The 23717-nt window shown below is 50.9% G+C and carries 23 protein-coding genes and 2 tRNA genes; 12 read left to right on the top strand and 13 right to left on the bottom strand.

Annotation, left to right across the window (positions count from 1 at the left end):
* From AS151_RS08890 to pdxA, 6 genes are all read right to left on the bottom strand, one after another.
* Nucleotides 1–1557, bottom strand: a complete 1557-nt coding sequence (locus AS151_RS08890) for a bifunctional ADP-dependent NAD(P)H-hydrate dehydratase/NAD(P)H-hydrate epimerase (protein WP_071516703.1) — start codon at nt 1555–1557, stop codon at nt 1–3.
* 35 nt (nt 1558–1592) lie between these two features.
* Nucleotides 1593–2447: an MBL fold metallo-hydrolase gene (locus AS151_RS08885; protein WP_071516683.1), complete on the bottom strand. Its 855-nt coding sequence runs from the start codon at nt 2445–2447 to the stop codon at nt 1593–1595.
* Between the two features lie 163 nt (nt 2448–2610).
* On the bottom strand, nt 2611–3708 hold the full coding sequence (gene aroC / locus AS151_RS08880) for a chorismate synthase (RefSeq protein WP_071516682.1): 1098 nt from the start codon (nt 3706–3708) through the stop codon (nt 2611–2613).
* A gap of 140 nt (nt 3709–3848) precedes the next feature.
* On the bottom strand, nt 3849–5462 hold the full coding sequence (locus tag AS151_RS08875) for an NAD(P)H-quinone oxidoreductase subunit 4 (protein WP_071516681.1): 1614 nt from the start codon (nt 5460–5462) through the stop codon (nt 3849–3851).
* 1360 nt (nt 5463–6822) lie between these two features.
* The gene (gene thrB, locus AS151_RS08865) at nt 6823–7731 is read right to left on the bottom strand and encodes a homoserine kinase (RefSeq protein WP_071516679.1); all 909 of its coding nucleotides are present in this window, start codon (nt 7729–7731) and stop codon (nt 6823–6825) included.
* A 411-nt stretch (nt 7732–8142) separates the two neighbouring features.
* Nucleotides 8143–9216: a 4-hydroxythreonine-4-phosphate dehydrogenase PdxA gene (gene pdxA / locus AS151_RS08860; protein ID WP_071516678.1), complete on the bottom strand. Its 1074-nt coding sequence runs from the start codon at nt 9214–9216 to the stop codon at nt 8143–8145.
* 86 nt (nt 9217–9302) lie between these two features.
* On the opposite strand from pdxA, the gene petM reads away from it, so the two are divergent.
* Nucleotides 9303–9410, top strand: a complete 108-nt coding sequence (gene petM / locus AS151_RS20720; protein ID WP_084639471.1) for a cytochrome b6-f complex subunit PetM — start codon at nt 9303–9305, stop codon at nt 9408–9410.
* 16 nt (nt 9411–9426) lie between these two features.
* Here petM and AS151_RS08855 read toward each other — a convergent pair whose 3' ends face one another.
* Complete coding sequence (locus AS151_RS08855; RefSeq protein ID WP_071516677.1) at nt 9427–9825, bottom strand: metalloregulator ArsR/SmtB family transcription factor; 399 nt, start codon at nt 9823–9825, stop codon at nt 9427–9429.
* A gap of 205 nt (nt 9826–10030) precedes the next feature.
* Here AS151_RS08855 and AS151_RS08850 point away from each other — a divergent pair, with 205 nt between their 5' ends.
* The 6 genes from AS151_RS08850 to AS151_RS08830 all read left to right on the top strand — a co-directional run bounded on the left by AS151_RS08850 (nt 10031) and on the right by AS151_RS08830 (nt 14740).
* Entirely contained in the window at nt 10031–11005 is a 975-nt protein-coding gene (locus AS151_RS08850; protein ID WP_071516676.1) for an SDR family oxidoreductase, read from the top strand.
* A 258-nt stretch (nt 11006–11263) separates the two neighbouring features.
* Nucleotides 11264–12181, top strand: a complete 918-nt coding sequence (locus tag AS151_RS08845) for an NAD(+) kinase (RefSeq protein WP_071516675.1) — start codon at nt 11264–11266, stop codon at nt 12179–12181.
* A 33-nt stretch (nt 12182–12214) separates the two neighbouring features.
* Nucleotides 12215–12901: a response regulator transcription factor NblR gene (locus AS151_RS08840; RefSeq protein ID WP_071516674.1), complete on the top strand. Its 687-nt coding sequence runs from the start codon at nt 12215–12217 to the stop codon at nt 12899–12901.
* A 12-nt stretch (nt 12902–12913) separates the two neighbouring features.
* Nucleotides 12914–13465, top strand: coding sequence for a DUF192 domain-containing protein (locus AS151_RS08835; protein WP_244532954.1), 552 nt, complete (start codon nt 12914–12916; stop codon nt 13463–13465).
* A gap of 661 nt (nt 13466–14126) precedes the next feature.
* Complete coding sequence (locus tag AS151_RS22050) at nt 14127–14303, top strand: hypothetical protein (RefSeq protein ID WP_170861352.1); 177 nt, start codon at nt 14127–14129, stop codon at nt 14301–14303.
* Nucleotides 14304–14545: 242 nt separating this feature from the next.
* On the top strand, nt 14546–14740 hold the full coding sequence (locus AS151_RS08830) for a DUF2949 domain-containing protein (RefSeq protein WP_071516673.1): 195 nt from the start codon (nt 14546–14548) through the stop codon (nt 14738–14740).
* A 64-nt stretch (nt 14741–14804) separates the two neighbouring features.
* Here the strand turns inward: AS151_RS08830 and AS151_RS08825 are convergent, their stop codons facing one another.
* The 4 genes from AS151_RS08825 to lpdA form a co-directional block, all read right to left on the bottom strand.
* Nucleotides 14805–15953 (bottom strand): alanine--glyoxylate aminotransferase family protein, encoded by a 1149-nt coding sequence (locus AS151_RS08825; protein WP_071516672.1) that lies wholly within the window; start codon nt 15951–15953, stop codon nt 14805–14807.
* Nucleotides 15954–16027: 74 nt separating this feature from the next.
* Complete coding sequence (locus AS151_RS08820) at nt 16028–16279, bottom strand: DUF5340 family protein (protein WP_071516702.1); 252 nt, start codon at nt 16277–16279, stop codon at nt 16028–16030.
* Between the two features lie 122 nt (nt 16280–16401).
* On the bottom strand, nt 16402–17313 hold the full coding sequence (gene trpC / locus AS151_RS08815) for an indole-3-glycerol phosphate synthase TrpC (protein WP_071516671.1): 912 nt from the start codon (nt 17311–17313) through the stop codon (nt 16402–16404).
* A 123-nt stretch (nt 17314–17436) separates the two neighbouring features.
* Nucleotides 17437–18870, bottom strand: a complete 1434-nt coding sequence (gene lpdA, locus AS151_RS08810) for a dihydrolipoyl dehydrogenase (RefSeq protein ID WP_071516670.1) — start codon at nt 18868–18870, stop codon at nt 17437–17439.
* Nucleotides 18871–19161: 291 nt separating this feature from the next.
* On the opposite strand from lpdA, the gene AS151_RS08805 reads away from it, so the two are divergent.
* Complete coding sequence (locus AS151_RS08805) at nt 19162–19452, top strand: hypothetical protein (RefSeq protein WP_071516669.1); 291 nt, start codon at nt 19162–19164, stop codon at nt 19450–19452.
* 115 nt (nt 19453–19567) lie between these two features.
* Here AS151_RS08805 and AS151_RS08800 read toward each other — a convergent pair whose 3' ends face one another.
* The gene (locus tag AS151_RS08800; RefSeq protein ID WP_071516668.1) at nt 19568–20353 is read right to left on the bottom strand and encodes an RNA methyltransferase; all 786 of its coding nucleotides are present in this window, start codon (nt 20351–20353) and stop codon (nt 19568–19570) included.
* Between the two features lie 68 nt (nt 20354–20421).
* A tRNA-Leu gene (locus AS151_RS08795) sits at nt 20422–20505 on the bottom strand.
* Nucleotides 20506–20750: 245 nt separating this feature from the next.
* On the opposite strand from AS151_RS08795, the gene murA reads away from it, so the two are divergent.
* From murA to AS151_RS23220, 4 genes are all read left to right on the top strand, one after another.
* Nucleotides 20751–22118, top strand: coding sequence for a UDP-N-acetylglucosamine 1-carboxyvinyltransferase (gene murA, locus AS151_RS08790; protein ID WP_071516701.1), 1368 nt, complete (start codon nt 20751–20753; stop codon nt 22116–22118).
* Nucleotides 22119–22261: 143 nt separating this feature from the next.
* Nucleotides 22262–23089 carry a M48 family metallopeptidase gene (locus AS151_RS08785; RefSeq protein ID WP_071516667.1) on the top strand — a complete coding sequence of 276 codons (828 nt, stop codon included), beginning with the start codon at nt 22262–22264 and terminating at the stop codon, nt 23087–23089.
* 76 nt (nt 23090–23165) lie between these two features.
* Nucleotides 23166–23249: transfer RNA gene (locus tag AS151_RS08780), tRNA-Leu, on the top strand.
* A gap of 55 nt (nt 23250–23304) precedes the next feature.
* On the top strand, nt 23305–23568 hold the full coding sequence (locus AS151_RS23220) for a hypothetical protein (protein WP_071516666.1): 264 nt from the start codon (nt 23305–23307) through the stop codon (nt 23566–23568).
* Nucleotides 23569–23717: the final 149 nt, after the last annotated feature.

Genomic DNA, 23717 nt, shown 5'->3' with positions numbered 1-23717 from the left:
TTATTCAGAATTGGTTATAGCGGGGAGCAAATATTGGGTGAGGGTGAAGGCATCGACCCCCATTTCCGTACGTTCGCTGGCCGCTTTTTCACCGGCGAGGGCATGCCACCAAACGGCGGTGGGAACGCAGGGTTCGATCGCTTTCGATTGGGCAACTCCGTGGGCGACCAATCCCCCCAGCAATCCGGTGAGGACATCGCCGCTGCCACCGCGGGCTAAAGCAGGGGTACTGTGGGGGTTTAAAAAGACTTGACCGTTGGGATAGGCGGTGACCGTACGGGCCCCTTTGAGGACGATCGTGGCACCGGTGGTTTGGGCGGCTTTTTGGGCGGCGATTATGCGATCGCGTTCTAGTTCGTCGGTTAAATCGGGAAATAGGCGTTTGAATTCGCCGGGGTGGGGCGTCAAGATGGTGGCAGCCGTTCGCGCTTGCAGCCACTGGTAGCTACCCAGTTGCGCCAAAACATTCAACCCATCGGCATCCACCACCATGGGGCGATCGCTTTTGAGCATTTCTTGCACCAGATTGCTGGCGTTGGGAGTCAATCCCGGTCCGATGGCGATCGCTTGGTATTTGCCTGCTCCTACCTTCTCCAGCAAATTTGGATCGGCGGTAGCAGCACCAGTATCTGCGTCTTCGGGAAGTCCCACCACCAACGCTTCCGGAATTTGAGCGCTCAACCACAGTTGCAACGATTGGGGCACGGCCATGCTCAACATGCCCACACCGCTATGACGTGCCCCCAAACCAGCCAAAATCGGCGCACCGGTATACTGGCGGGAACCGCACACCAACAGCAAATGCCCCATTTGATACTTGTGGGCAGCTTGGGGTCGTTGCAGGGGCAGATGCATGTCCCCCAAATTGGGGGTAAATAGCCGCAGGGCCGGGGGGTGGCCCAATACGGTTTCAAAACTTGCTTCCGGCAAACCAATATCGATCAGTTCCGCCCGACCCACATAAGCCAGCGCTCGGTCTTGGAAGAAAGCTGGTTTCCAAACCCCCAGACAAAACGTCCGCGCGGCGCGAATGGCTTCTTTTAGGGGTTCGCCGGTATCGGTGTGCAAACCGGCGGGCATATCGATGCTGGCGATGGGTTGGGGCCACTGATTCACCTGGGCGATCGCTTGGGCGTAGGGGTCGCGCACGGTTTTGGTCATGCCAAAGCCAAACAGACCATCCACCAAAAACTCGCATTCGCGCAGGGGAAAAAGATCGTCATACTCTTGAATCCCCAAATATTTGGCATATTGGGCGTGGGCCGCAGGCAGGTCTTTCAGTTTGCTGCCCGGGCGGTGGAGGCGGACTTGGTAGCCCTGTAGGTGCAATTCCCGCGCTACCACCAAAGCATCGCCACCGTTGTGACCGGGTCCGATCAAGACACCAACACGGGGATAGGCGGTGAGGGGGTAGAGGATTTGGATGCGCTGGGCAACCCGAACGGCGGCTTTTTCCATTAGGGCTGCCACGGGCATCCCAGCGTCAAAAGCTTGCTGTTCGATGGAGCGCACTTGTTGGGCGGTGGCGACCAGTTGCTGCAAGAGTTCCGAGCGCATAAGTATTGGATTGGTGGTGGGCATCAGGGGAGCTTCTAGAGGAGGGGCAACCGCAACCCTTCCCGCGCCAGTAAAGCGTTGGGAAAAGCTGCTTTGGTTTTGACCTCGATCTCGTCTAGAAACTCGTCGGAGTGGGTGGGTTCGTGGTGGAAAATCACCAACTGTCCCACGTTGGCAGCTTCGGCTATTTTGACCGCTTCCTGCCAGGTGGAATGCCCCCAACCGATCCGCGGCGATTTGGGATGGTGGTATTCTTCGTCGGTGTACATGGCGTCGTAAATCAAAATGTCCGCATCCTGGGCTAAATGCAAGACGTTTTCATCCAAGCGATCGCTGAAATGTTCGGTATCGGTGCAGTAAAACACCGTTTTCCCTTGCCACGTCACCCGATATCCCATAGCGCCGTTGGGATGGTTGAGCGCTCCCGTCTCAATTTCTATACCATCAAAGGTATTTTTCGTACCACAGGGAAATTCATAAAACTTCATATCCGCCTGCATGAGGCCGTTTAAAGGGACCGGCGAGTTAGGATGCAGTACCCGCTCCATAAAATGCTGCTCCATAGAAGGATTGTCCTTGGGAACGGCACCATGAATGTGCAGGCAATTGCCAGTTTGAAAGGCAGGCGTAAAAAACGGAAATCCCTGAATGTGGTCCCAGTGGTAGTGGGTAAAAAACAGGTACAGTTCTTGGGGCCCCTGTTTGGCAAGATGCTTGCCAAGGTTCTGAATGCCCGTTCCCGCATCAAAAATCAAGCACTTGCCAGCCACCTGCATCTGCACGCAGGAGGTATTGCCACCGTAACGGACGGTTTCCTTGCCAGGAACGGGAATGCTGCCGCGAACGCCCCAGAATTGAACGAAAAAGCGGTGGTCGTGAGAAGTTTCCATAAGTCGTCTCTGCTGGACACAGGGCAACAGGCTCAATGGTGCCAGAAAGGCTCAATCGTGCCAGTTTCCATGTTATCCTACTCATTAGCCATACCAAGAGGCGGCACGTCGATGACCCCAAGCACCTTTACCAAAAATTTATAATAGGGTTTGGGAAAAGTCCTTAAAAGGATTCTGGTAACTGGCACTGAGCCTGTTGGCGCAGCAGGTGGTCGCACAACACCAAAGCCACCATAGCTTCCACCATGGGGACCGCTCTGGGCAAAACGCAAGGATCGTGGCGACCGCGGGCTGCCAAAGTGGTTTCCTCGCCTGTGGTGGTGACTGTTTGCTGTTCTTTGCGAATGGTTGCTGTGGGTTTGAACGCCGCGCGCAGCAAAATCGACTCACCGTTGCTAATACCCCCTTGGATGCCCCCGGAACGATTGGTACGGGTACGGAGGTTGCCGGCTGCATCTGTATAAAACTCGTCGTTGTGCTGGCTGCCGGTGAGAGTGGTACCAGCAAAGCCAGAGCCAATTTCAAACCCTTTGCTCGCTGGTAGGGACATAATTCCTTTGGCGAGGTCCGCTTCCAACTTATCAAACACCGGCACTCCCAAACCTTTGGGAACGTTGCGCGCCACGCATTCCACCACGCCGCCAATAGAATCTCCCTGACGGCGAATTTGGTCGATGAGATCTACCATTTTTTGGGCGCATTCGGCATCCGGGCAGCGGACCATGTTGCTTTCTACCTGCTCTGGGGTCACCCGATCGCTCTCCACCATCGCTTCCAAATGCTGGATGCGTTTCACGTAGCCCACAATTTCCACACCAGCAACTTGCTGTAAAATCTTCTTCGCGATCGCACCCGCTGCCACGCGACCGATGGTTTCCCTTGCTGAAGAACGACCGCCACCTGCCCAATTGCGAATGCCGTATTTCGCATCGTAGGTAGCATCCGCATGGGAAGGACGGTATTTTTCCGCCATTTCCTGGTAATCCACTGGACGTGCATCCTTATTTCTTACCAAAATACTGATGGGAGTTCCCAGGGTTTGTCCTTGAAACACCCCTGAAAGAATTTCGCAAGTATCCGTTTCCCGACGCGGTGTTGTAATTTTACTTTGTCCCGGTCGCCGGCGGTCCAATTCTTTTTGAATCTCTTCCTCACAAATAGGAATGCGTGGCGGACATCCGTCCAAAACCACGCCAACACCACCACCGTGGGATTCGCCAAACGTTGTAATCCGAAATAAATGCCCAAATGTATTGCCCATAAAGCCTATCCATCAAGCAGGAATCGAGAGCTTTCGTATTTTAACAGCCACTGGCATTGTTTGGTTGTTGGGCAATTGGGCATCGGGGCATGGGAGAGAAAAATAAATTTATTTCCTAAATCTCCCACCCTTGACCGCTCCTAGGAATTACGACCGACCTCGACCACCCCCAACATATTACTGTCAGAAGGCAATTTGGGGGCCCAGATGCCGCCAGAAAATAGCTGCGGTTGCCGTTGGTTGGCATAGACGGGGAAGACCTTGCGCACTTCGGCAGCCACTTCCACCGTTTTGGCATCGTAAGTGCGAGTGGCTAGTTTGGGATAAACGCCAATGCCGATAATGGGTAGCAACAAGCACATCGCGATCGCTACTTCCCGGGGTTTGGCATCCTGCCACAGGATCTCCACAGAGGTTTTCTCCTTACCGTAAAACACCTGCCGCAGCATAGAAAGCAGATATACCGGCGTAGCAATCAACCCTACCGCCGCCAGCAAAATCGTCACCGTCTTGAAAGAACTGCTAAAGAAGTCGCTGTTAGCAACCCCTACAAATACCGTCAGTTCCCCAATAAAACCGCTCATTCCCGGCAAAGCCAGGGATGCCATCGCAGCAGCGGTAAACAAAGCAAAGGCCTTGGGCATATTTTTCGCCAAACCACCCATTTCATCCATCGCCAAGGTATGGGTGCGATCGTAGGTAACCCCCGCCAGGAAAAACAGCATCGCCGCAATCAACCCGTGGGAAATCATCTGCATCATAGCGCCGTTAACGCCCACATCCGTTAGGGAACCAATGCCCAACACCACAAATCCCATATGGGAAATAGAAGAACTCGCCAAACGCCGCTTCATATTCGTGTGGGCAAACGCCGTTAGGGCACCATAGATAATGTTGACAATTCCTAAGACCACCAAAATCGGTGCAAAATACAAATGGGCGTTGGGCAGCAACTCCATATTGAAGCGAATTAAAGCATAACCACCCATTTTCAGCAGCACACCCGCCAAAATCATGGAAACCGGTGCAGAAGCCTCTCCGTGGGCGTCAGGTAGCCAAGTATGCAGCGGGAAAATCGGCAGTTTGACGCCAAAGGAAATTAAAAATCCGGCATATGCCAGCAGTTCTAACAGTAAGGGATAATTTTTCCCTCCTAAAGCGGCAATATCGAGGGTGAAGGTATCCCCAGAGAAGGCCAAACCCAAACCAGCAACGAGAATGAACAGGGATGCAAAAGCGGTATATAAAATAAATTTGGTGGCAGCGTACTGACGCTTCGGACCTCCCCAAATGGAAATCAGCAGGTAGGCGGGCACCAGCTCAATTTCCCACATGAAGAAGAATAACAACAAATCTTGTGCTAAGAAGACACCCATTTGGGCACTGTATAAAATCAGCGCTAGCAGGTAAAATAGACGAGGTTTGGTGTTGACTTGCCATGCCGCCCAGATAGCAAGGGTATTGATAATAGCGGTTAGCAAAACCAGGGGCATGGACAAACCATCCATCGCTAGGGACCAGTGAAAACCAACTTGCGGGACCCAAGCGTAGCTTTCTGCAAGTTGGTATCCGGTGTTTTGAAAGTTGTATCCTTGCCAAACGGCACCAACGGTTAAACCGAGTTCTACCAAGCTGGTGCCTAAAGCGTACCAGCGCACGCTTTCCGTTTCGGATTTGCCAAGCAAGGGGATAAAAGCAGCTGCGATTAGGGGAAATAGAACAATCGCGCTTAGCCAAGGAAATTCGTTTGCCATCATTGCCAATTAAGAATAAATACCTATGCGTATAGGTTCATTGTATGAACTTTGATGAACTTTGGAAAAGAATTATGGGCAACTATTAGTTTTTCGGAAACAATGCTTTCTATTTCTTTAGATTTTTTAATATTCGCTTTAGGTTTTGGTGGTTTCATTTTTTTTTGATAAAAAGCTGAGAATCGCAGCTAGCCCAGACAAACCAGGAAACAATCTTTTGAACAAAAAATAAAAACCGCAAATTCTCTATTTTTCAGCAATTTTAAGCCGTAAAGACAAAATTTCCGGCACTTTGGACTGACGAAACTGCCTGCCCACGATTTCCCAAAAAATTAATATTATCAAAACAAATCTTAATGAAAAATGCCTGTTATTGCATTAACCTCTTCAATGGAAAAAGTGGAAAATCTTTATAGGTACGATCGGTTGGTTCCTGCAGGATACATCCCTTCTATCTTTGGTTTTGCAAAAAAATACCCAGCGATCGCTCATTGCTGTTGGGCAACCTATTGAATAGATTGATTGATAGCCTGGGAAGTCCTCACCTGCGTAGAAGTGATTTCGGCAATTTCTCCTACCAAGTGATACGAAATCCGATATTACTAAACCACAAACATAACCCGAACCGTCCCCCTTTACAAAGGGGACAACAGGGGGTTCTGACCCGCTTGCACGATCGGGGCTTTCCAGTACGGATTTGGTATGACGCACCTGTGCCATCAAATAAGTCACCTGCGTTAGCTGCTGGCAAGTTTGGCGGACCACCAAAGTCACCGAACCCACCTCACGTTAACCCAAGAAAAGTTTACGCTCTGCAGGAGGGAAGACAGAGTTGGTTTATCCTTGTGGGACTTCTAGCTTTGCTTTTGATGGCAGTGGAAAAGTTATACCATTTCCTTAATAATCTGCAAGCAATAATAGAGGCATTTTTGTAGGGGAGGCAACCCATGAGTAGGGGGGCAACGCGTGAGCGCCCCTACCAGGGCAATTGGCCAATTCCATATAATCGTTCTGTTTCAGAAATGGTATTAACCGCAGCAAAAAATCACTCCCTAGCTACGTTTCCTAGTGGCAAACAATATAAATGCGATCTATCAGCTCGTTACAACATCGGTACTAGAGCTTGGGCTCAGACATTAAAACTGACTCGCAGAAATGACAGTCCGTGGGATGATGGCAAAAGTTCCTCATCCAAATGGCGAACTCCCGTTCCTCTATCTGCTCTTTGGCATAGAGAAGCCGAGGGACTGTCATCTGAGGAAACCTCAGATATTTATACGCCCCGTCCGACTACAGCAACGTCAGGAGCTTTGTCCAGGGTGAGTTCACGATCTGTTGTTGGTTCCCTTTTTCTCGTTTGTTAATTGCTTTTGGCGAGGGCACCTTGCGGATCGATGCCTAGAACTTTCACTTGGGCATTGATATTGTGTTTCTGCCAAGCGGAGGTCATGGCTACGGCAATATCGGCGGAGTGGTTGGGTGCAGATAAGGCCAGCAATGTGGGTCCGGCACCGCTGATAGCCAACCCATAGGCACCTGCTGCGATCGCGGCTTCTCGCACGTCTTGGTAACCGGGGATGAGGGATTGTCGGTAGGGTTGGTGCAGGCGATCGCGCATTCCCAACGATAACCAACTCTTGTTGGCTGTTTCCAAACCACGAATCAGCATTCCCAAACGAGAAGTATTGAAAATAGCGTCTTCACGGCGATACTGGCTGGGCAAAACCTCACGTGCTTCTTTGGTTGATACTTCAAAGTTCGGAATGGCTAGCACAGGAACAATTTGCGGGTGCCACCGGACATCGCACACATCCCAGTCCTCGCCACTACCAGCTACCAAACGACAGCCCCCCAGCAAAGCTGGTACCACGTTGTCAGGGTGCCCTTCAATAGCGATCGCCAGTTGCATCAATTGGGCAGTGGATAATGGCTGCCCCGCCAGTTCGTTGGCACCCATCAAACCACCCACAATGGCAGTGGCGGAACTTCCCAATCCCCTCGATAGAGGAAACCCCAGTTGAATGTCCAGGCGAATCGTTGGTGGGGTTTGTTGTAGGTGTTCGTAGAATTTGACGAAGGCGCGGTATGCCAAATTATCTTGACTAGTTTGGATGTTTTCCGCTTCTACGCCATTTACCGCAATCTCGACGTTATCGCTGTTGGTGACAGAAAAGGAAAACCGGTTGTTGAGGGTGAGAGCGGCACCCAAACAATCAAAACCGGGTCCAATATTGGCTGTGGTGGCGGGAACGGTAATGGTTGTGCTCATGCGGTGTGCGTTTTTGACCTACTTTGCTGGCGACAGCAGCCCTCTGAAAGCATCGCCAATCCATGGCTCATCCTATCAGAAAACGATCGCTATAGGAGGCGATCGCGCGGGATGGCTATCGATCCTATGGGTTGACAAAAAAGGAGCAAAATGATATACTGGTTATATGAAATAAGATAAGAAAAATTAAGAGCGGGGAAAAATTTTTCTCCCTATGCCAGGAAGGGGAACGGTTGGACTTAAAAAATCATTCGCTCAAACATCTAGGCTGCGCAAAAATAATTTAAAAGGGGCGATCGCCCCCACAGAATTTCTATAAAAAATTGCAAGAAATAAAAGCGATCGCCAGAGTAGATTCTTTTCCTTTTGTATCAAGTTTTTGATAACTTTTTGGTTCGGTTGGTGAATCTCTCAGCCATTTTGCCGAACGCGCACAAAGTAAGCCCCCCAGGAAATCGCTGCCTTCATACTCGTCGCATCGGCTATCCCTTGACCGGCAATATCAAACGCCGTGCCGTGGTCGGGGGAAGTGCGCACAAAAGGCAGCCCTACCGTGGTGTTCACAGCGCGATCGAAAGCCATTAGTTTCACCGGAATCAATCCCTGGTCGTGATACAAAGCCAGATAGGCATCGGCAGGAGTTTCCTGGGTTTGACCGTACCAAACCAACCCAGGTTTTACCCACATGGTATCCGGCGGTATGGGTCCCCATAAATCCATTTGGGGATATTGTTTTTGCTGTTTTTGCAACCAAGATACCATCCAGTCTTTTTCTTCGCTGCCGAGCTGTCCGTTTTCGCCGCTGTGGGGATTTAAACCAGCGATCGCAATGCTACCCTCGGTCATAGCAAAATCCTGTTGCAGGCAGGTAACCAACAAATCGAGTTTGGTGGTAAGCAAATCCGGCGTTAGCATGGTTGGTACTTGCTGTAAGGGAATATGGGTAGTTGCCAGCAGAGTTCGCAAAATCCAGCCGCTGTGGGGAGACTGCGCCACGAACAACATGCCAAATTGCTCCACCCCTGCCATGCTAGCTAAAAGTTCCGTTTGCCCAGGGTAAAAATATCCAGCTGCTTTCCAAGCTGACTTGGCAATGGGAGCGGTGACAATACCATGAAAGCGACCGGCAAGGGTTTCGCGCACTGCTGTTTGTAAATAGGCAAAACTCGCCGCACCGCTGGCTGCATTGCCCGTACCTAGTTGAATGTTGGTGCCAGTTTCGGGGGGCAGTTCGGGTTCAATGACTTCGATGCGATCCGGGTGTACAAGCGGTTGTGCGCTCTGATTCTGCAGTTGCCGGTACGACCGCCACAGTACTTCGCGCGATCCCACCAAAGCCACCTGGCAGCCACGCGCTACTTCAGGTTCAGCCAACGCTTTGAGCACCACTTCCGGACCAATTCCCGCCGGGTCGCCGATGGGAATGGCTAAACGCAGTGGAGAACTGGTGGCAGTGGAATTTGCAGCTGGTTTCGTTACGTTCAATGTCAATTCTGTTTCTGTTTGTTTACGATTTGTGATATTAAAGTAAAGATGGCGTCAACTGTTCTGCAAAGGAGAACCGAATCTTTATGGGTGAAGAAATTTTCAACGCTGCCTTGCTTTCTTTTGTCTTGGTTCCCGTGGGCTTGGTTGTCGGCTATATGTTGCTAAAAGCTGAAGGCAACGAGGAAGCATAAACGCTGGCAGCAGCCTCTAGTCCTCAGGTTCATCCAGGTGCTCGGCCACTTCTTTATAGAGGTTGAGCACGTGGTTGTCCTTGAGGCGGTAAAAGACTTTTCTGCCTTCCTTGCGATATCCAACCACCCGCAGCGATCGCAAAGCCCGCAGTTGGTGGGAAACCGCTGATTCGCTCATGTGTACGGCTCTGGCCAAGTCGCAAACGCACATTTCCTGCACCGCAAGTGCCGATAAAATCCGCAAGCGATTGGCATCCGCCAAAATACCAAAAAACTCTGCCATGCGCTGGGATTTCTCGATATTCAGCGTGTTTGCTGCGACCCGACGCATTTGTTCTGGGTCGGTATCGTGAATTTCGCTACAGGATTCGGGCAGCGTTTCCAATTGCTGGAAGCGATTGTGTAGGTGGGACATCTTTACAACTCACAAATAACGGCGATACAGTTCGTCTTTTACAAGCTTGTATGTACCATTGTATGCCGAAGCTGCGATGCTCGGATTTTCGGTTGGCCAGCAATTCTGAGTATTTTTCAGCAAAAATGTAAACTTTTGTGTACGAAATGAGAAGACTTCTGATACTCTATAGAAGAGTGTTTTAAAATATAGCCATTAAATCTGCATGAGTATAATATTTGTTGTAGGAGCTACCGGCACCCTGGGAAGGCAGGTTGCCCGCCGGGCTCTGGATGAAGGATATACAGTACGCTGCCTCGTAAGAAATTATAAAAGAGCTGCCTTTTTGAAGGAATGGGGCGCTGAGCTGGTTTTGGGAGATTTGTGCGACCCGCACACCCTACCCCCCGCCTTGGAAGGCGTCGATGCTGTCATCGATGCGGCCACCTCCCGCCCCACCGACTCCCTAACCATTAAAGAAGTGGACTGGGATGGGAAAGTAGCCCTCATCCAAGCCGCCAAGCAGGCAGGGGTGGAACGGTATATTTTCTTTTCTATTTTGAACGCCGAAAAATATCCCCAAGTCCCTTTAATGGAAATTAAGCGCTGCACGGAACGTTTTCTAGAAGAGTCGGGGTTGGATTACACCATTTTGCGTCCTTGTGGCTTTTTGCAAGGTCTCATTGGCCAATATGCCGTTCCCATTCTCGACCGCCAAGTGGTCTGGGTGACCAGCGAATCGGCACCCACCGCCTTTATGGACACCCAAGATATTGCCAAATTTGCGACGCGGGCGTTGCAGGTACCGGAAACCAAAAATCGCAGCTTTCCCGTCGTGGGTTCTCGGGCTTGGCAAGCCGGCGAAATTATCAATTTATGCGAGCAGCTGTCCGGGCAACAGGCGAAAGTTTCCCGGGTGCCGGTGAATTTTTTGCGGTTGGTGCGCCGCATTATGCGTTTTTTCCAGTGGGGATGGAATGCAGCCGACCGCCTGGCTTTTGTGGAAGTGCTGGCCAGCAACGAACCCTTTAGTGCCGACATGCAAGAAACTTACGCAGTCTTCGGTCTCGACCCCAAAGACATGACCACCCTGGAGTCCTACCTGCAAGAATACTTCAACCGGATTATGAAGAAATTGCGGGAGTTGAACTACGATTTGGACAAAGCCAAGTCCCGAGATAAAAAACGGGTTCCCTTTTAAAAACCCCTCCCTGGAAAACCCCATAGGGAATCGAAGCGCGATCGCTATGCCCGTGGTAGAATAAACGACAAACGTACGTAGGTAGGATTTGGGGCTCGGTTCGCCCGTTCGCCTTGCCGGACGTGTGGTAGAACCAACCAACACGCTACCTGCAGCTAGATGGTTTGTTTGGCGATCGCCAATTTCGTGAGGCGCGATCGCGGCGATCTAGCTTCAAACGTGCAGTGCAGACAGTCAACCTACTTTGGATAGTCAAGCGTGCCCAAAGCAGGCATTATATACAACGACGCCAAACCAGTAGCTTCCCGTAGCGCTGAAGAACTTAAACAAAAACTTGCAGACAGCGGCTGGGAAGTTTACGTAGCCACGGGGTCTGGTGGTTTGCTGGGGTATTCCAGCCCCGAAAAACCCATGTGCCATACCCCCATTGATTCGCTAGCTCCTCCTGGATTTGACGACGAGATGACATTCGCCGTCGTGCTGGGGGGAGACGGTACCGTTTTATCAGCCTTTCGGCAGGTTGCTTGTCACGATATTCCCCTGCTAACGGTGAATACCGGGCACATGGGCTTTTTAACAGAAGCATACCTGCAGCAACTCCCAGAGCTCATCGAACAAGTGCTGACCGGGGACTACAAAATCGAGTCGCGTACCATGCTCACCGTACAGGTGTTTCGCGACGAAACTCTGGTATGGGAAGCCCTCTGCCTCAACGAAATGGTCATCCACCGGGAACCCCTCACTAGCATGTGCCATTTTGAAATCGAAGTGGGACATCACGCCCCGGTCGATATTGCTGCCGATGGTGTAATTTTGTCCACCCCCACTGGCTCCACGGCTTACTCCTTAAGCGCTGGCGGTCCCGTCATTACTCCAGAGGTGCCTGTTTTGCAATTGGTTCCCATTTGCCCCCACTCTCTAGCTTCGCGGGCTTTGGTTTTTTCCGATCGCGAACCAGTGACCATCTTCTCTGCCAATACCCATCCGTTGATGATGGTGGTTGATGGCAATGCAGGTTGTTATGTTTTACCGGAAGACCGCATGCGGGTCACTCGCTCGGAGCACATGGCTCATTTTATTCGGATACAACCGCCGGAATTTTTCCGCGTCTTGCGGGAAAAACTGGGATGGGGATTGCCCCATATCGCCAAACCCACTTCTGTGGAACTTCCTTAACTTCCTCCAAGAAAACCCATTTCGCCGATCGCTATGCAAAACGATAGTCGTGCTTGCGTTCTTGTGGTCGTAGCCGATGAGATGCTTTCCCAGCGGGTTGGTCTCGATCTGCAAGAAGCTGGATACAACCCGGTTTTGGCTGGCGATATCCATAACGGCTGCGATCGCGTTCGCCAAAATCCTGTGGAGTTGGTGGTGGTGGACCAAGCCCTAGGCAGCGAATCTGGCTTGGATTTCTGCCGCCAGTTGCGTTTTTTGGGCTATTCCGGTCCCGCCCTCTTGTTGATGGCCCACGATACAGTGGCCGAACGGGTGGCTTGCTTGGAAGCAGGCGCTGACGATTACTGTATCAAGCCTTACCGCACGGAAACTTTTCTAAATTTGGTCCGTCTGTATCTCCAACCCGACAGCTACGGGAGCGAACACTTACGCTTTGGCGATTTAACCCTGGATCTGTCCAACCGCAAAGCCATTCGCAACGGGCAAGAAATTGACCTGACGGCAAAGGAATACGAGTTGCTTAAGTATTTAATGGAGCATCCGGGGGAAGTGCTTACCCGCGAGCAAATTTTGGAGCAAGTTTGGGGACACGATTTCACCGGAGAGTCCAATGTCATTGAAGTGTACGTGCGTTATTTGCGGTTGAAATTGGAAGATGAAGGGCAAAAGCGTTTGATTCAAACTGTGCGTGGGGTAGGATATGCATTGCGAGAAAACTAGCAGGGAAGAAATATGGTGCGTTGGCGCGTGGTTTCTACAGTGACGGTCGTGGCAACTGCCGCGATCGCGTTGGTTGCCTTTCGCAGCCAGGCAGATGGTGTTACTAGAGCGGTAGAGACGATCGATCGATCTCCCCTAGCGGGGATGGCTGCTATCAAAGAACAAAAAAAACAGGGGCAACAACTGCCGGTTACCGCTCGCATGCAGGTGGGAGACACAACGGTGGATTTGGAAGTGGCACAAACTGCCGAACAACGCCGCGTCGGGCTGATGTACCGGCGATCGCTACCGCGCAATCGGGGGATGTTGTTTCGGTTTGATTCCCCCCGGGTGGTGCGTTTTTGGATGAAAAATACCCTGATTCCTTTGGATATGATTTTCTTGCGCGACGGTCGAGTGGAAAAGGTGGTGGCAGAAGCCCCACCCTGCGATCGCCCTGTTTGCCCTACCTATGGGATGGAAGCAATTCCCATTAACCAAGTTATCGAATTGAACGCTGGTCGGGCTGCGGAGTTGGGCATTCAAGCAGGCGATCGCGTAAGGATAGAATTCTTAACACCATAACGCTCCTTCACAACCGAGGCAACCAACAGCATTTTCCTGAAGAAAAAGGAGAAAACTCGATTAAGCTGCCCATGTCCCACCATTGGGGGTGCCAGTTGTGAGGAAGCCATACATAGGTTAATAGAATTTATTAAAATTTTTATTTCCTACGCACAAATATACCTATACAGAAGCGCCTGGATCTGCTACGCTATATGGTTAATCGTACAAAAGTGCAGTTGTATAAACTTCGCAAACAACTGGGACACAGCGGCTTTGCTGACGGAGTAACGGCAAAATTCCCAAACAGCCAAGGCACATTGGGAACCGCGCTAGCTACTGGATCGAACTAGCTACAGAACGCTAGTTTTCCCAAGCCATCTTTCGCAGAAGTTGGAAGTAGCTAAAGGATTTTTTGGGTGTGAGGAACAGCCGCCGACCGTTTGAACCGAAATCCAACGTACATACACCCACAAAAATGTAGGGTAGTGCCCCCGTGCCTGCCCCTACAAGAAAGCAATTACGGGGAGTTTCCCCTACAGACAGATTGTGGTTTCCCGAGGTTGGATTTGGTATGACTTCTTTCGCCTGCAAAAAAGTTTTGCTATGCTGGCAGCCCTCAAAATTTCGTTCTTACTTGCTAGAGGCTGCTGCCAGATGCTGCTAGCCAGGGAAAGCATTTTTGCTGGGAGAAGATAGGCTGCGACGAGCGGCTACTGTGGTGTCGTGGTACTTGGTTGACCCCGTGCAAAGGTGGTCTGGTAGCGATCGCTATTTTCGGTTTTGGTTGGCAGTAGTTTCAACCAAGATCGCACTTGCCGGAAGCCAAGTGGCTGCCCTCGGACAGCCAGCCATTTAATTTCGCTGGTTTCGCAGAATATCCTACGCCGAATTGGGAACCTGGATAGGTACTTGCAGTACAGATGGTGTCTTGGAGATAGGGAAAACCAGGTGCAAGTAACCGATCCAGGCGATCGCGGCTTCTCCTTTATGATGGTATATATTTCGCTGCCAACATGGCTCTATTCATCTGTAGACAGGAGGAACTTTACCCGCAACGACAACAACAATAGTATTTCGATATTAGGAGGATGCGTCGTCATGACACCCAACCGATACGACCCGCTCATTGAATTTTTACAAGAAAACTTAGAACTATCCGATTCCGACCTAGCTATTGCTTTGCGTCATGCAGAACCCGACCCCGGTCCGTTACCCATGATTTTGTGGAAATACGGATTGGTAACCATCGAACAGTTGAACCAAATTTACGACTGGTTGGAAGGGAAAAAATAAATAGGGAGGGAAGGAACCCTGGTCCCTCCCTCGCCAGCAAGTGGCAGAAAACGAGCAACCGACGCTATGGCAAAACCTTGGCAGCCGCCGCCACACCAGCACCAGGCTGGAAACTATCGTGACCCAAAGCCAATAAAGCAGATTCAATAGCCGATAAAGTGGCGAGGATATCGCGATCGCTGATAAACCCTAAATGTCCGATGCGGAAGATTTTGCCTTTCAGCTGATTTTGGCCGCCAGCCAGCGCGATATCAAAGCGTTTCTTCACCAAAGAACGAATTTGTTCCGCTTCTACCGTCGCCGGTGCCACCGCCGTTGTTGCCGGACTGGTGCAATCGGAGGGCGCAAACAAAGGCAATCCCATCGCTTCCACCCCTGCGCGCGCGGCCGCACTCAAACGTTGGTGGCGAGCAAAAATATTTTCCAACCCTTCCGCTTGCATCATGTTTAAGGTCACTTGCAACGCATAAATCAAGTTCACCGGTGGCGTAAACGGGTTGCTATTTTTGGCAGCACTCTTGCTGTAAGGACCCAAATCCAAATAAAAACGGGGGCATTGGGCTTGTTTGTAAGCTTCCCAAGCCCGATCGCTGACACTTACAAAGCCCAACCCAGGGGGAATCATATATCCTTTTTGGGAACCAGAAGCCACCACATCCAAGCCCCATTCGTCTACGGGAACATTGACGCATCCCAAGCTGGTGACCGCATCCACCATAATTAGGGCTTGCCCGTGCTGTTTTACATAGCGGTTAATGGTTTCCAGGTCGTTGAGAACCCCCGTAGAGGTTTCGCTATGGGTAACGATGACCGCTTTAATTTCTTTATTGGTGTCGCTGCTTAACCGCTTCTGAAAAGCCTCTGGATCCAGGGGTTTGCCCCACTCCGCCGTAATTTTTTCTACATTTAAATTATAGGCTTGGCATACTTCAGCCCAACGTTCGCTAAACTTTCCGTTACATCCCACCAAAACGCGATCGCCGGGACTTAAAAAATTGATAATTCCAGCTTCCATCGCCCCAGTACCGCTGGCTGTCAGCACCAGGACATCGTTTTGGGTTTGGTGCAACCATTTGAGACCGGCCGTCACCTTGCCCATAATTTCCGAAAACTCCCCACTCCGGTGGCCAATGGGGTGTTTCCCCATAGCCAACAGTGCTTTCTCCGGCACTGGTGTGGGACCGGGAATCATCAACATGTGTTTATCTTCCATTATTCCTTCCTGATATCTACACGTCTTGGCTCAACCAACATCCCACCCACAGCGATAAGCTAGCAACCTGTGGTTTACTCTGACTTATCCCCATGAAGAGACCAGCGATATTCAAAAGCAATCTTGTCTCGTTGGCAGGACTCCTCAAGTCGTTTTTGTTGGGATAGAGCCTTGCGAACGGTCGCGATGAGTTCCAGTACCTGTTCTCGATAGGGCGATTCGTATCCCAAGGCCCTAGCCGTCTGCTGTTCCAACAGTTGCAGCAACAACTCGTAATGAATATGAGAAGGTAGGGGAACCGGGTGGGCAAAGGTTTTTTCAATCATGCGCGATCCGTTCTGTGGTTGTTGGGGTCGGCATTTGAGGGAAATTTTGACTGTTTCACAACTAACAACGCCTTCCCCAACAGCAACCATTGACTACTTTACACTGAATTCTATCTTTTTGGTTAGCTTCTGTAGGCAGAACCTTCCTTGGAACCAGCCATCAAATTTTGTAACGCCACCTGTGGGTCTGGCTGCTTCACCAGAGATTCGCCCACCAAAACCGCATTGGCCCCTGCTGCCGCTACCTGTTGCAAATCGTCGTTGGTATACAATCCTGATTCGCTCACCACGGCAATCTGACGTTGTTGGAGCGCTGGCTGGCGTTGGGCCAGCAATTGACTGGTGGTTTCCAAACCAACGGAAAAATCCTCCAGATTGCGATTGTTTATCCCAATCAGCGCCACCCCTTCCAAAGCCAACACCCGGTCGAGCTCTTCCAGAGTATGCACTTCCACCAAAGCCGTCATGCCCAAAACCTTGACAATTTTGAGGAAATATCGTAAATCCTTATCGGGTAAAATCGCTGCAATGAGCAAAACCGCATCGGCACCATGCCGGCGCGCCCAGTAAATTTGATAGGGATAGATAATAAATTCTTTGCACAGCAGAGGTAACGCCACCGCCGCTCGGATGGAGACCAGGTTTTCAAAACTCCCTTGGAAAAATTTGCTGTCGGTGAGTACGGAAATACAGCTGGCCCCCCCCTGTTGGTAGGCCGTGGCTATGGCAACCGGGTCAAAATCTTCTCGCATCACCCCTTTGCTGGGAGAGGCTTTTTTGACCTCAGCAATGACCGCCGGTGTGGTGGCACTGCGGCGCAGGGCACCCACAAAATCGCGTACTGGCGGCGCATTCCGCACTTCGTTTTTTAATTGCAAAAATGGTAGGCGCTCCCGCAGGGCATCCACTTCTTTTTCCTTGTGCCAAACAATGGCTTCGAGAATATTTTGCGGCTTTTCTCTGTCGTGCCCCACGTAAAATTGGAGGTTTTTAACATCAACTGTGGGGCGCGTTGGACGGCGGCGAATTTCCATTTTTATTTGCGTTCTCAAAAGAGTTAACCATAAAAAGAGTAGGTACCTGGGAGAAATCCCCGTTCTTTGGGATCCTCCCTCTGCCGAACGGCTATAGCCGCGATCGCTTCCCAACGAACAAGCCTACAAGCTGGCCCGCGCCCGTTTGTAAGCCTCATCCAACACTTCCGAAAGCGTGGGATGGGTATGTACCAAAAAGGCCAAGTCTTTCACCGATTGGCGGTTGGCGATCGCGTGGGCGGCTTCTTGAATCAAATCGGAAGCATGGGGACCGACAATGTGGGCACCCAGCACTTCCCCCGTATCTTTACGATAAATCAATTTCGCCAACCCTTCAGCATCACCATCCGCCAAAGCTTTGGAATTGGCCCGAAAATAAGAACGCACCGACCCCACGTCAAATCCTTCCGTTTTGCCCACCTCTTTGGCATCGGGTTCGGTCAGTCCCACAAACCCAATTTCGGGGTGGGTAAAGGCGGCTGCGGGAATGCTGCGATAGTCCACTGTGCGATCGCGACCGCAAATGGTTTCTACCACCGCTACCCCTTGGGAAGAAGCCGTATGAGCCAGCATCATTTTCCCCGTGGCATCCCCAATCGCCCATAAATGGGGAACGGTTTCGCCATTGTTCACCACGCCCAAATAATCGTTCACTGGAATAAAACCGCGCTTGTCCGTTTCTACACCCACCGATTCCAATCCCAAATCCTTGGTATCGGGCAGGCGACCGGTAGCCACCAAACAGGCGTCTACTTCCAATACCTCTTCCACTTCTTTGGTTTGTGCATCTGCCAATTCGATCGCCACCGGCGACCCGGGGGTGACTTTTTTGGCGAGTTTGGCAACGCGGGTTTCAATATCTCTCGGTTTGATTAAAACGCGCTGGGCATGTTTGGCAATATCGGGGTCAAAAGTAGGCATGAGGCGGTCCAGGGCTTCTACCATGGTAATTTCCGAGCCCAAAGCGGTATAAATATCGGCAAACTCCAAACCGATGTAACCGCTGCCAATAATTGCAATCCAGGAAGGCAGCCATTCCAATTTCAAGGCCTGGTCGCTGGTAAAGACCGTTTTGCCGTCCAACTCAATCCCCGGAGGTACGAACGGAATCGACCCCGTGGCTAAAATAATATCCCGAGCGCTCACGGTGCGATCGCCTGATTGGGTAGCCACCGTTACTTGCTGTTCGCCGGTCACTTGCCCCCGTCCGCGAATTACATCAACGCCCAGGCGTTCCAAACTTTTGCTTAAATCGCCGCGAATTTTACCGGCTAAATTTTGAGCGTGGTCCGCGATTGCTTGACGGTCGAAGCTAACATGACCTACTTGAATGCCCAATTCTTGCATGTGCTGGGCATCTTGTAATTCTCGTACGCGACCGGATGCGGAGAGCAAAGCTTTGGAGGGCACGCATCCACGGTTGACGCAAGTTCCTCCCATTTCTGCTGCTTCTACAACGGCGGTCTTCAAACCGCACTCCACAGCATGCAAGGCAGCACCATGGCCGCCTACGCCAGCTCCAATAATGACAAGGTCGTAATCAAAAGTCACGGCAATCTCCTCGTAACGCGCTGCTGCCCCTTTTTCTTCCCTTCCCCAACGCGATCGCGCTTTTTACCGGGGAATCGGAAGGGAATTTCCGCTTATTCTACCATGTTGTTTCCATGGATACACAAACAACGATTGATTGTGGGAATACTGGACCAGGAAGTCTCTCAATTGCTATAGAATTGCACTAGTGGGAAACAAATCTTTGCATATCAACTGATTTTTTGTCGCTAATTCTTCAATTTGTGGAAACCTTACAATAATAGAAGCAGCAATTATAAAGCTGGACGCATTTGCTTTATGGCTATACCAGAAGATCGTTATGATGGCGAATTCCCAGAGAATTCCTATACGCGTCGGACTGCTGAAGATGAATTTCGGCAGTCCCTCGACCAACTGGAATATCAGTTAGGCTGCCAAGAACCAGAAGACAGCGACCCCGAAGATCCGTCGGCTTCGGAAGCTTTTGATTCCCCGATACCAGAGGATTCTGACCAACCGGAAACAGCGGAGTTTAGTTTGCAGGCTTTGGAAGAGGCAGCCGCTGATATTGATGCGTATATGCGTTCTTTGAGGCAGGGGCAAGAATGATTGGTTTCCCGCTTTCTTGCCACTTGTCGGTAGCAACCAACAATCTATCAATATGGCAGCGAGAAGGTAGCAATGAAATTAAAAAAAAATTGATTTTTTCTGGGGGGACCGTTGGTTAGCGGTTCTGTTTTTGTCGCTTTCCTTCATACAAAATTAGGGCAGTGGCGATCGCAACGTTTAGAGATTCCACAGCGGCAGATAGGGGAATTTTTACCTGCCAGTGGGCGATCGCTTGCAGTTCGGCAGACAATCCTGCCCCTTCGTTGCCCAAAAGTACCAAAGTGGGCTGTGTATAGTCAATTTCCCAGTAAGTATGCTTGGCACCCGCGGTGGTAGCCACAATTTGCATGCCTTGCTGTCTGGCCGATTGGAGGGTTTCCACCAAATTCTCGCTGACACGCATGGGCAAACGAAACCACTGACCGGCGGTGGCGCGCAAAACTTTGGGATGTTCGCAGTCAACGCTATCGCCACTCAACCAAAGGCCGGCAGCTTCGGTGGCAGCAGCAGTACGAATGATGGTCCCCAAATTGCCAGGGTCTTGAATGGTTTCCAGTACCACCCCTATACCAGGAATCGGTAAGGTAGCCATGGGTCGATATTTGGGGGAAGCAGCAGCAACAATGCCGTCGGGATGGACGGTGGTCGCGATCGCTTCGAGAACCGCCTCCGAAACCGTCTCCACCCGCGCCGTTCCAGCCACCAGTTGCTGCCACAGATGCGGGTGATTTTCCTGCCACTGCGCCGTCGCACACACCACCGCCAAAGGATAGCGAAACGCGATCGCTTCCTGGAGCAAATGGGTGCCTTCCAACAAAAACCACCCCTGCTGCCGGCGACCCTTGGGTTGCTGTAACTTGCGCATTTGTTTGACCAAGGGATTTTGCAGGCTCGATAGCATAGGCGCGCGTCGCCACCTTGTCAAAAAAACGATCTTCTAGAACCATGTTCCCCAGCCAGGGGCTAGAATGCGGAACCCGGGACTTGAACCCGGAAGTTCTTGCGAACACTAGAACCTGAATCTAGCGCGTCTACCAATTCCGCCAGTTCCGCTTATTTTTACCGTCCAGTCCATCATTATATTTTCTATAAAACGCTCAACTTTGTCAACACCCAAGCCCAGAAATGAATTTTCTCAACGTAGCCAATCGCGAAAAGCAACGGCGAGATTCTGGGTGCGCATGGTAGTTTTCCGGAAAATACACCTAAATTTGGCGTATCTTTTGGGTACAATCAAAACCAAATTCCGCACCTAGTGTACGGCTTCGCTTGTTAAACCCACGTTGGAGGATAGAACCATTACCCCTGAAAATACCTCGGCTAACCAGCTTCCCCCACCACAACCAGACACATCGGTTCTGGAAATATGGGGTCAGTCTACTCTCGAGGGCCACGTTCGCATTAGCGGGGCTAAAAATGCCGCTCTCGCTATTATGGCAGGTACGCTTCTGTGTCCCCAACCATGTCGCTTGCACAACGTTCCCTCCCTGTTAGACGCCGCACGTATGGGGGAAGTCCTCACCTCATTAGGCGTCAAAATTCACCAAAGTGGAGACGCCTTAGACATCGACGCTCGTCACATCACTCAGTTCCAAGCGCCCTACGAACTAGTCAACCGACTGCGAGCCAGCTTTTTCATTATCGGTCCGCTGCTAGCACGGGTAGGTGTAGCTCAAGTCCCCTTGCCAGGAGGATGTGCCATTGGTGCCCGTCCAGTGGATTTCCACGTACGTGGCTTGCAAGCCATGGGGGCAGAAGTTCATATCAAACATGGTATGGTGCATGCCGCCATTCCCGGTTCCCGCCAGCGGCTGCAAGGTGCCAAAATTTATTTGGATTATCCCAGCGTTGGGGCAACCGAGACCTTGATGATGGCAGCCACCCTAGCAGAAGGAGAAACCATCATCGAAAATGCCGCCCAAGAACCGGAAGTGGAGGATTTGGCTAACTTCTGCCGTGCCATGGGAGCGCGCATCCGTGGTGCTGGAACCAAAACCCTGATCGTTAGCGGTGTTCCCCAACTGCACGGTGTGGAATACACGGTAATTCCCGATCGCATTGAAGCAGGAACCTTGTTGGTCGCCGGTGCCATTACCAGATCTAACTTGCAACTATCGCCAGTAATTCCGGAACATTTGGGAGCGGTCATTTCCAAACTGCAAACCATGGGCGTGCATATCGAACGACCAACCCCGAACTTTTTGCAGCTGCACGCCAGCGACGCCTTGCAAGCCACCGATATTGAAACCTTACCCTATCCGGGATTCCCTACCGATATGCAAGCGCAATTTATGGCTTTGCTCTCTTTGAGCAACGGTAGCAGCGCGATCGCGGAAACAGTTTTTGAAAATCGGTTGCGCCATGTAGCGGAATTAAAACGTATGGGGGCCGATATTCGCATTAAAGGCAATATTGCCATTGTTACCGGTGTCCCGCAACTTTCTGGTGCCCCCGTAACGGCAACGGATTTGCGAGCCTCAGCGGCTTTGGTGCTGGCAGGATTGGCAGCAGAAGGCAAAACCCTGTTGCGCGGCTTACACCATCTAGACCGAGGGTACGATAACTTGGAAGGGAAATTGAAACAAATCGGTGCCCAAATGAAACGCCAAAGCGAAGATAGCAGCGATCGCGCTGGGTTGGTGCAAACGGATGTAGCTGCCACTTAGCTAACAACGCCACTACAATAGAAAGGTAGGAACAGGGAAGAAGCACAACTAGGGGAGCGAACCACCCACTTCTTCCTCTACCTGGTTTGATGGTGACTCGTAAAGAGGCGATCGCTATGCCGGCGCAGGAAATGTCTACAAATATGCCTACAGAAAAAATTCAGCTGGTGGGGTTAAAAGCCCATCGATTTCGCCACCCCTTGGATTTGGAAGCTACCCAAGCCATGAGCCAAATTCCCGGCATCGATTGGCTAGTGCGTAGTTTGCTGGGCTCGGTGGGAGAAGAATATTTCTATTTAGATAATATTGCTTCTAGCATCTTGGTCGGCGAGCAACAACTGCCCCACCTGCACAATTTACTGTTGGATGCTTGTGCTTGCTTGGATTTAGAACCCCCCAACTTATACGTCAAGCAACACCCCGCTCCCAACGCCTATACCTTTGCCATGCGCGGGAAAAAGCCATTTGTGGTGTTGCACACCTCCCTCATGGAAATGCTCACCCCAGCAGAAATCCAAGCTGTCATTGCCCACGAGCTGGGTCATTTAAAATGCGAACATGGGGTATTTTTAACCCTCGCCAATTTGCTGGTATTGGCAGCCAATCAACTGCCCAATTGGGGCGCTTTGCTGGCAGAAGGAATGCAAGAACAAATTTTAGCGTGGTTGCGCTGTGCTGAATTTACCTGCGATCGCTCGGCGTTGCTAGCTACCCAAAACCCGCGCACCGTCATGTCGGTGTTAATGAAACTCGCCGGTGGTTCTCCCAGCTTATCGCAGCAGCTGAATTTGGATGCCTTCATTGCCCAAGCAAGAGCTTACGACGACATCGACCGCAGCGAACTGGGTGCCATGCTCAAGGAAATGCACGCTTCCCAGCTTACCCACCCAGTGCCCGTTTTGCGCGCCCGGGAAATTCAACGCTGGTCGGAAAGTCCTACCTATCTTTCCCTGCTCAAATCTTATCGTTGAATCGAAAAAAAATTGGCACAGGGGGTTGCGATTTAGCAGCTCCATCCTCTAGAATAGGAAATCCAGAAGGATAAATGGGCGAATGGCGAAACTGGTAGACGCGCTACACTCAAAATGTAGTGGCCTTACGGCCGTGAGAGTTCGAATCTCTCTTCGCCCATCAGTCTACCCAATCTAAAAACCAAAAATTTCTCTGTAAAGGAGAAAAACATCAAATGAGGCTTAAAAGCTGGGAATCTCCTCGCCGGCAAGGTAGGAACCACAAAGGTCGCAAAGGCACCGCCAGAGCCAAGCAACTCAAGAAAAAATATAAAATGCTGGCGCAAAAGCTAAAATCGCACAATCCGCAAAGGAAAGACAGGGAAGGAAGCAGCAGTTTCCTTCCCTTGTTTTTTGGGAGCATCTATAAACATAAAGATATTTTTCCATCCGAAATCCCCACAGTTTCCATCAATAGGCAATATCTAAGGAAAATTTGAAGATTGACCGAAAAATCCAGGAGAAGATTGCTACAATCTGGGTAAAATAGGCACCCAGCCGGTTACAGTCTAGAAATTGCTCACAAGCTGGCTGTTGGCACACCGTTGCTCGTTAACCATCTGAGACCAGATAAACTATAGGTACGAAA

This window comes from Geitlerinema sp. PCC 9228, assembly GCF_001870905.1.
Taxonomy (GTDB): domain Bacteria; phylum Cyanobacteriota; class Cyanobacteriia; order Cyanobacteriales; family PCC-9228; genus PCC-9228.
Note: the sequence above shows the minus strand (reverse complement) of the source record. Positions and strands in the feature narration are given on the sequence as shown.

Bases quoted from the DNA above. Each gene is read 5' to 3' on its own strand.
- AS151_RS08825 (WP_071516672.1), bottom strand. From the start codon at position 15,953: ATGGAAGATAAACACATGTTGATGATTCCCGGTCCCACACCAGTGCCG.
- AS151_RS23220 (WP_071516666.1), top strand. From the start codon at position 23,305: ATGAGGCTTAAAAGCTGGGAATCTCCTCGCCGGCAAGGTAGGAACCAC.
- AS151_RS08890 (WP_071516703.1), bottom strand. From the start codon at position 1,557: ATGCGCTCGGAACTCTTGCAGCAACTGGTCGCCACCGCCCAACAAGTG.
- AS151_RS08885 (WP_071516683.1), bottom strand. From the start codon at position 2,447: ATGGAAACTTCTCACGACCACCGCTTTTTCGTTCAATTCTGGGGCGTT.
- AS151_RS08835 (WP_244532954.1), top strand. From the start codon at position 12,914: ATGGTGCGTTGGCGCGTGGTTTCTACAGTGACGGTCGTGGCAACTGCC.
- thrB (WP_071516679.1), bottom strand. From the start codon at position 7,731: ATGAGCACAACCATTACCGTTCCCGCCACCACAGCCAATATTGGACCC.
- AS151_RS08830 (WP_071516673.1), top strand. From the start codon at position 14,546: ATGACACCCAACCGATACGACCCGCTCATTGAATTTTTACAAGAAAAC.
- AS151_RS08785 (WP_071516667.1), top strand. From the start codon at position 22,262: ATGCCTACAGAAAAAATTCAGCTGGTGGGGTTAAAAGCCCATCGATTT.
- aroC (WP_071516682.1), bottom strand. From the start codon at position 3,708: ATGGGCAATACATTTGGGCATTTATTTCGGATTACAACGTTTGGCGAA.
- AS151_RS08820 (WP_071516702.1), bottom strand. From the start codon at position 16,279: ATGATTGAAAAAACCTTTGCCCACCCGGTTCCCCTACCTTCTCATATT.
- AS151_RS08855 (WP_071516677.1), bottom strand. From the start codon at position 9,825: ATGTCCCACCTACACAATCGCTTCCAGCAATTGGAAACGCTGCCCGAA.
- trpC (WP_071516671.1), bottom strand. From the start codon at position 17,313: ATGGAAATTCGCCGCCGTCCAACGCGCCCCACAGTTGATGTTAAAAAC.
- AS151_RS08850 (WP_071516676.1), top strand. From the start codon at position 10,031: ATGAGTATAATATTTGTTGTAGGAGCTACCGGCACCCTGGGAAGGCAG.
- AS151_RS08875 (WP_071516681.1), bottom strand. From the start codon at position 5,462: ATGGCAAACGAATTTCCTTGGCTAAGCGCGATTGTTCTATTTCCCCTA.
- AS151_RS08805 (WP_071516669.1), top strand. From the start codon at position 19,162: ATGGCTATACCAGAAGATCGTTATGATGGCGAATTCCCAGAGAATTCC.
- petM (WP_084639471.1), top strand. From the start codon at position 9,303: ATGGGTGAAGAAATTTTCAACGCTGCCTTGCTTTCTTTTGTCTTGGTT.
- AS151_RS08800 (WP_071516668.1), bottom strand. From the start codon at position 20,353: ATGCTATCGAGCCTGCAAAATCCCTTGGTCAAACAAATGCGCAAGTTA.
- AS151_RS08840 (WP_071516674.1), top strand. From the start codon at position 12,215: ATGCAAAACGATAGTCGTGCTTGCGTTCTTGTGGTCGTAGCCGATGAG.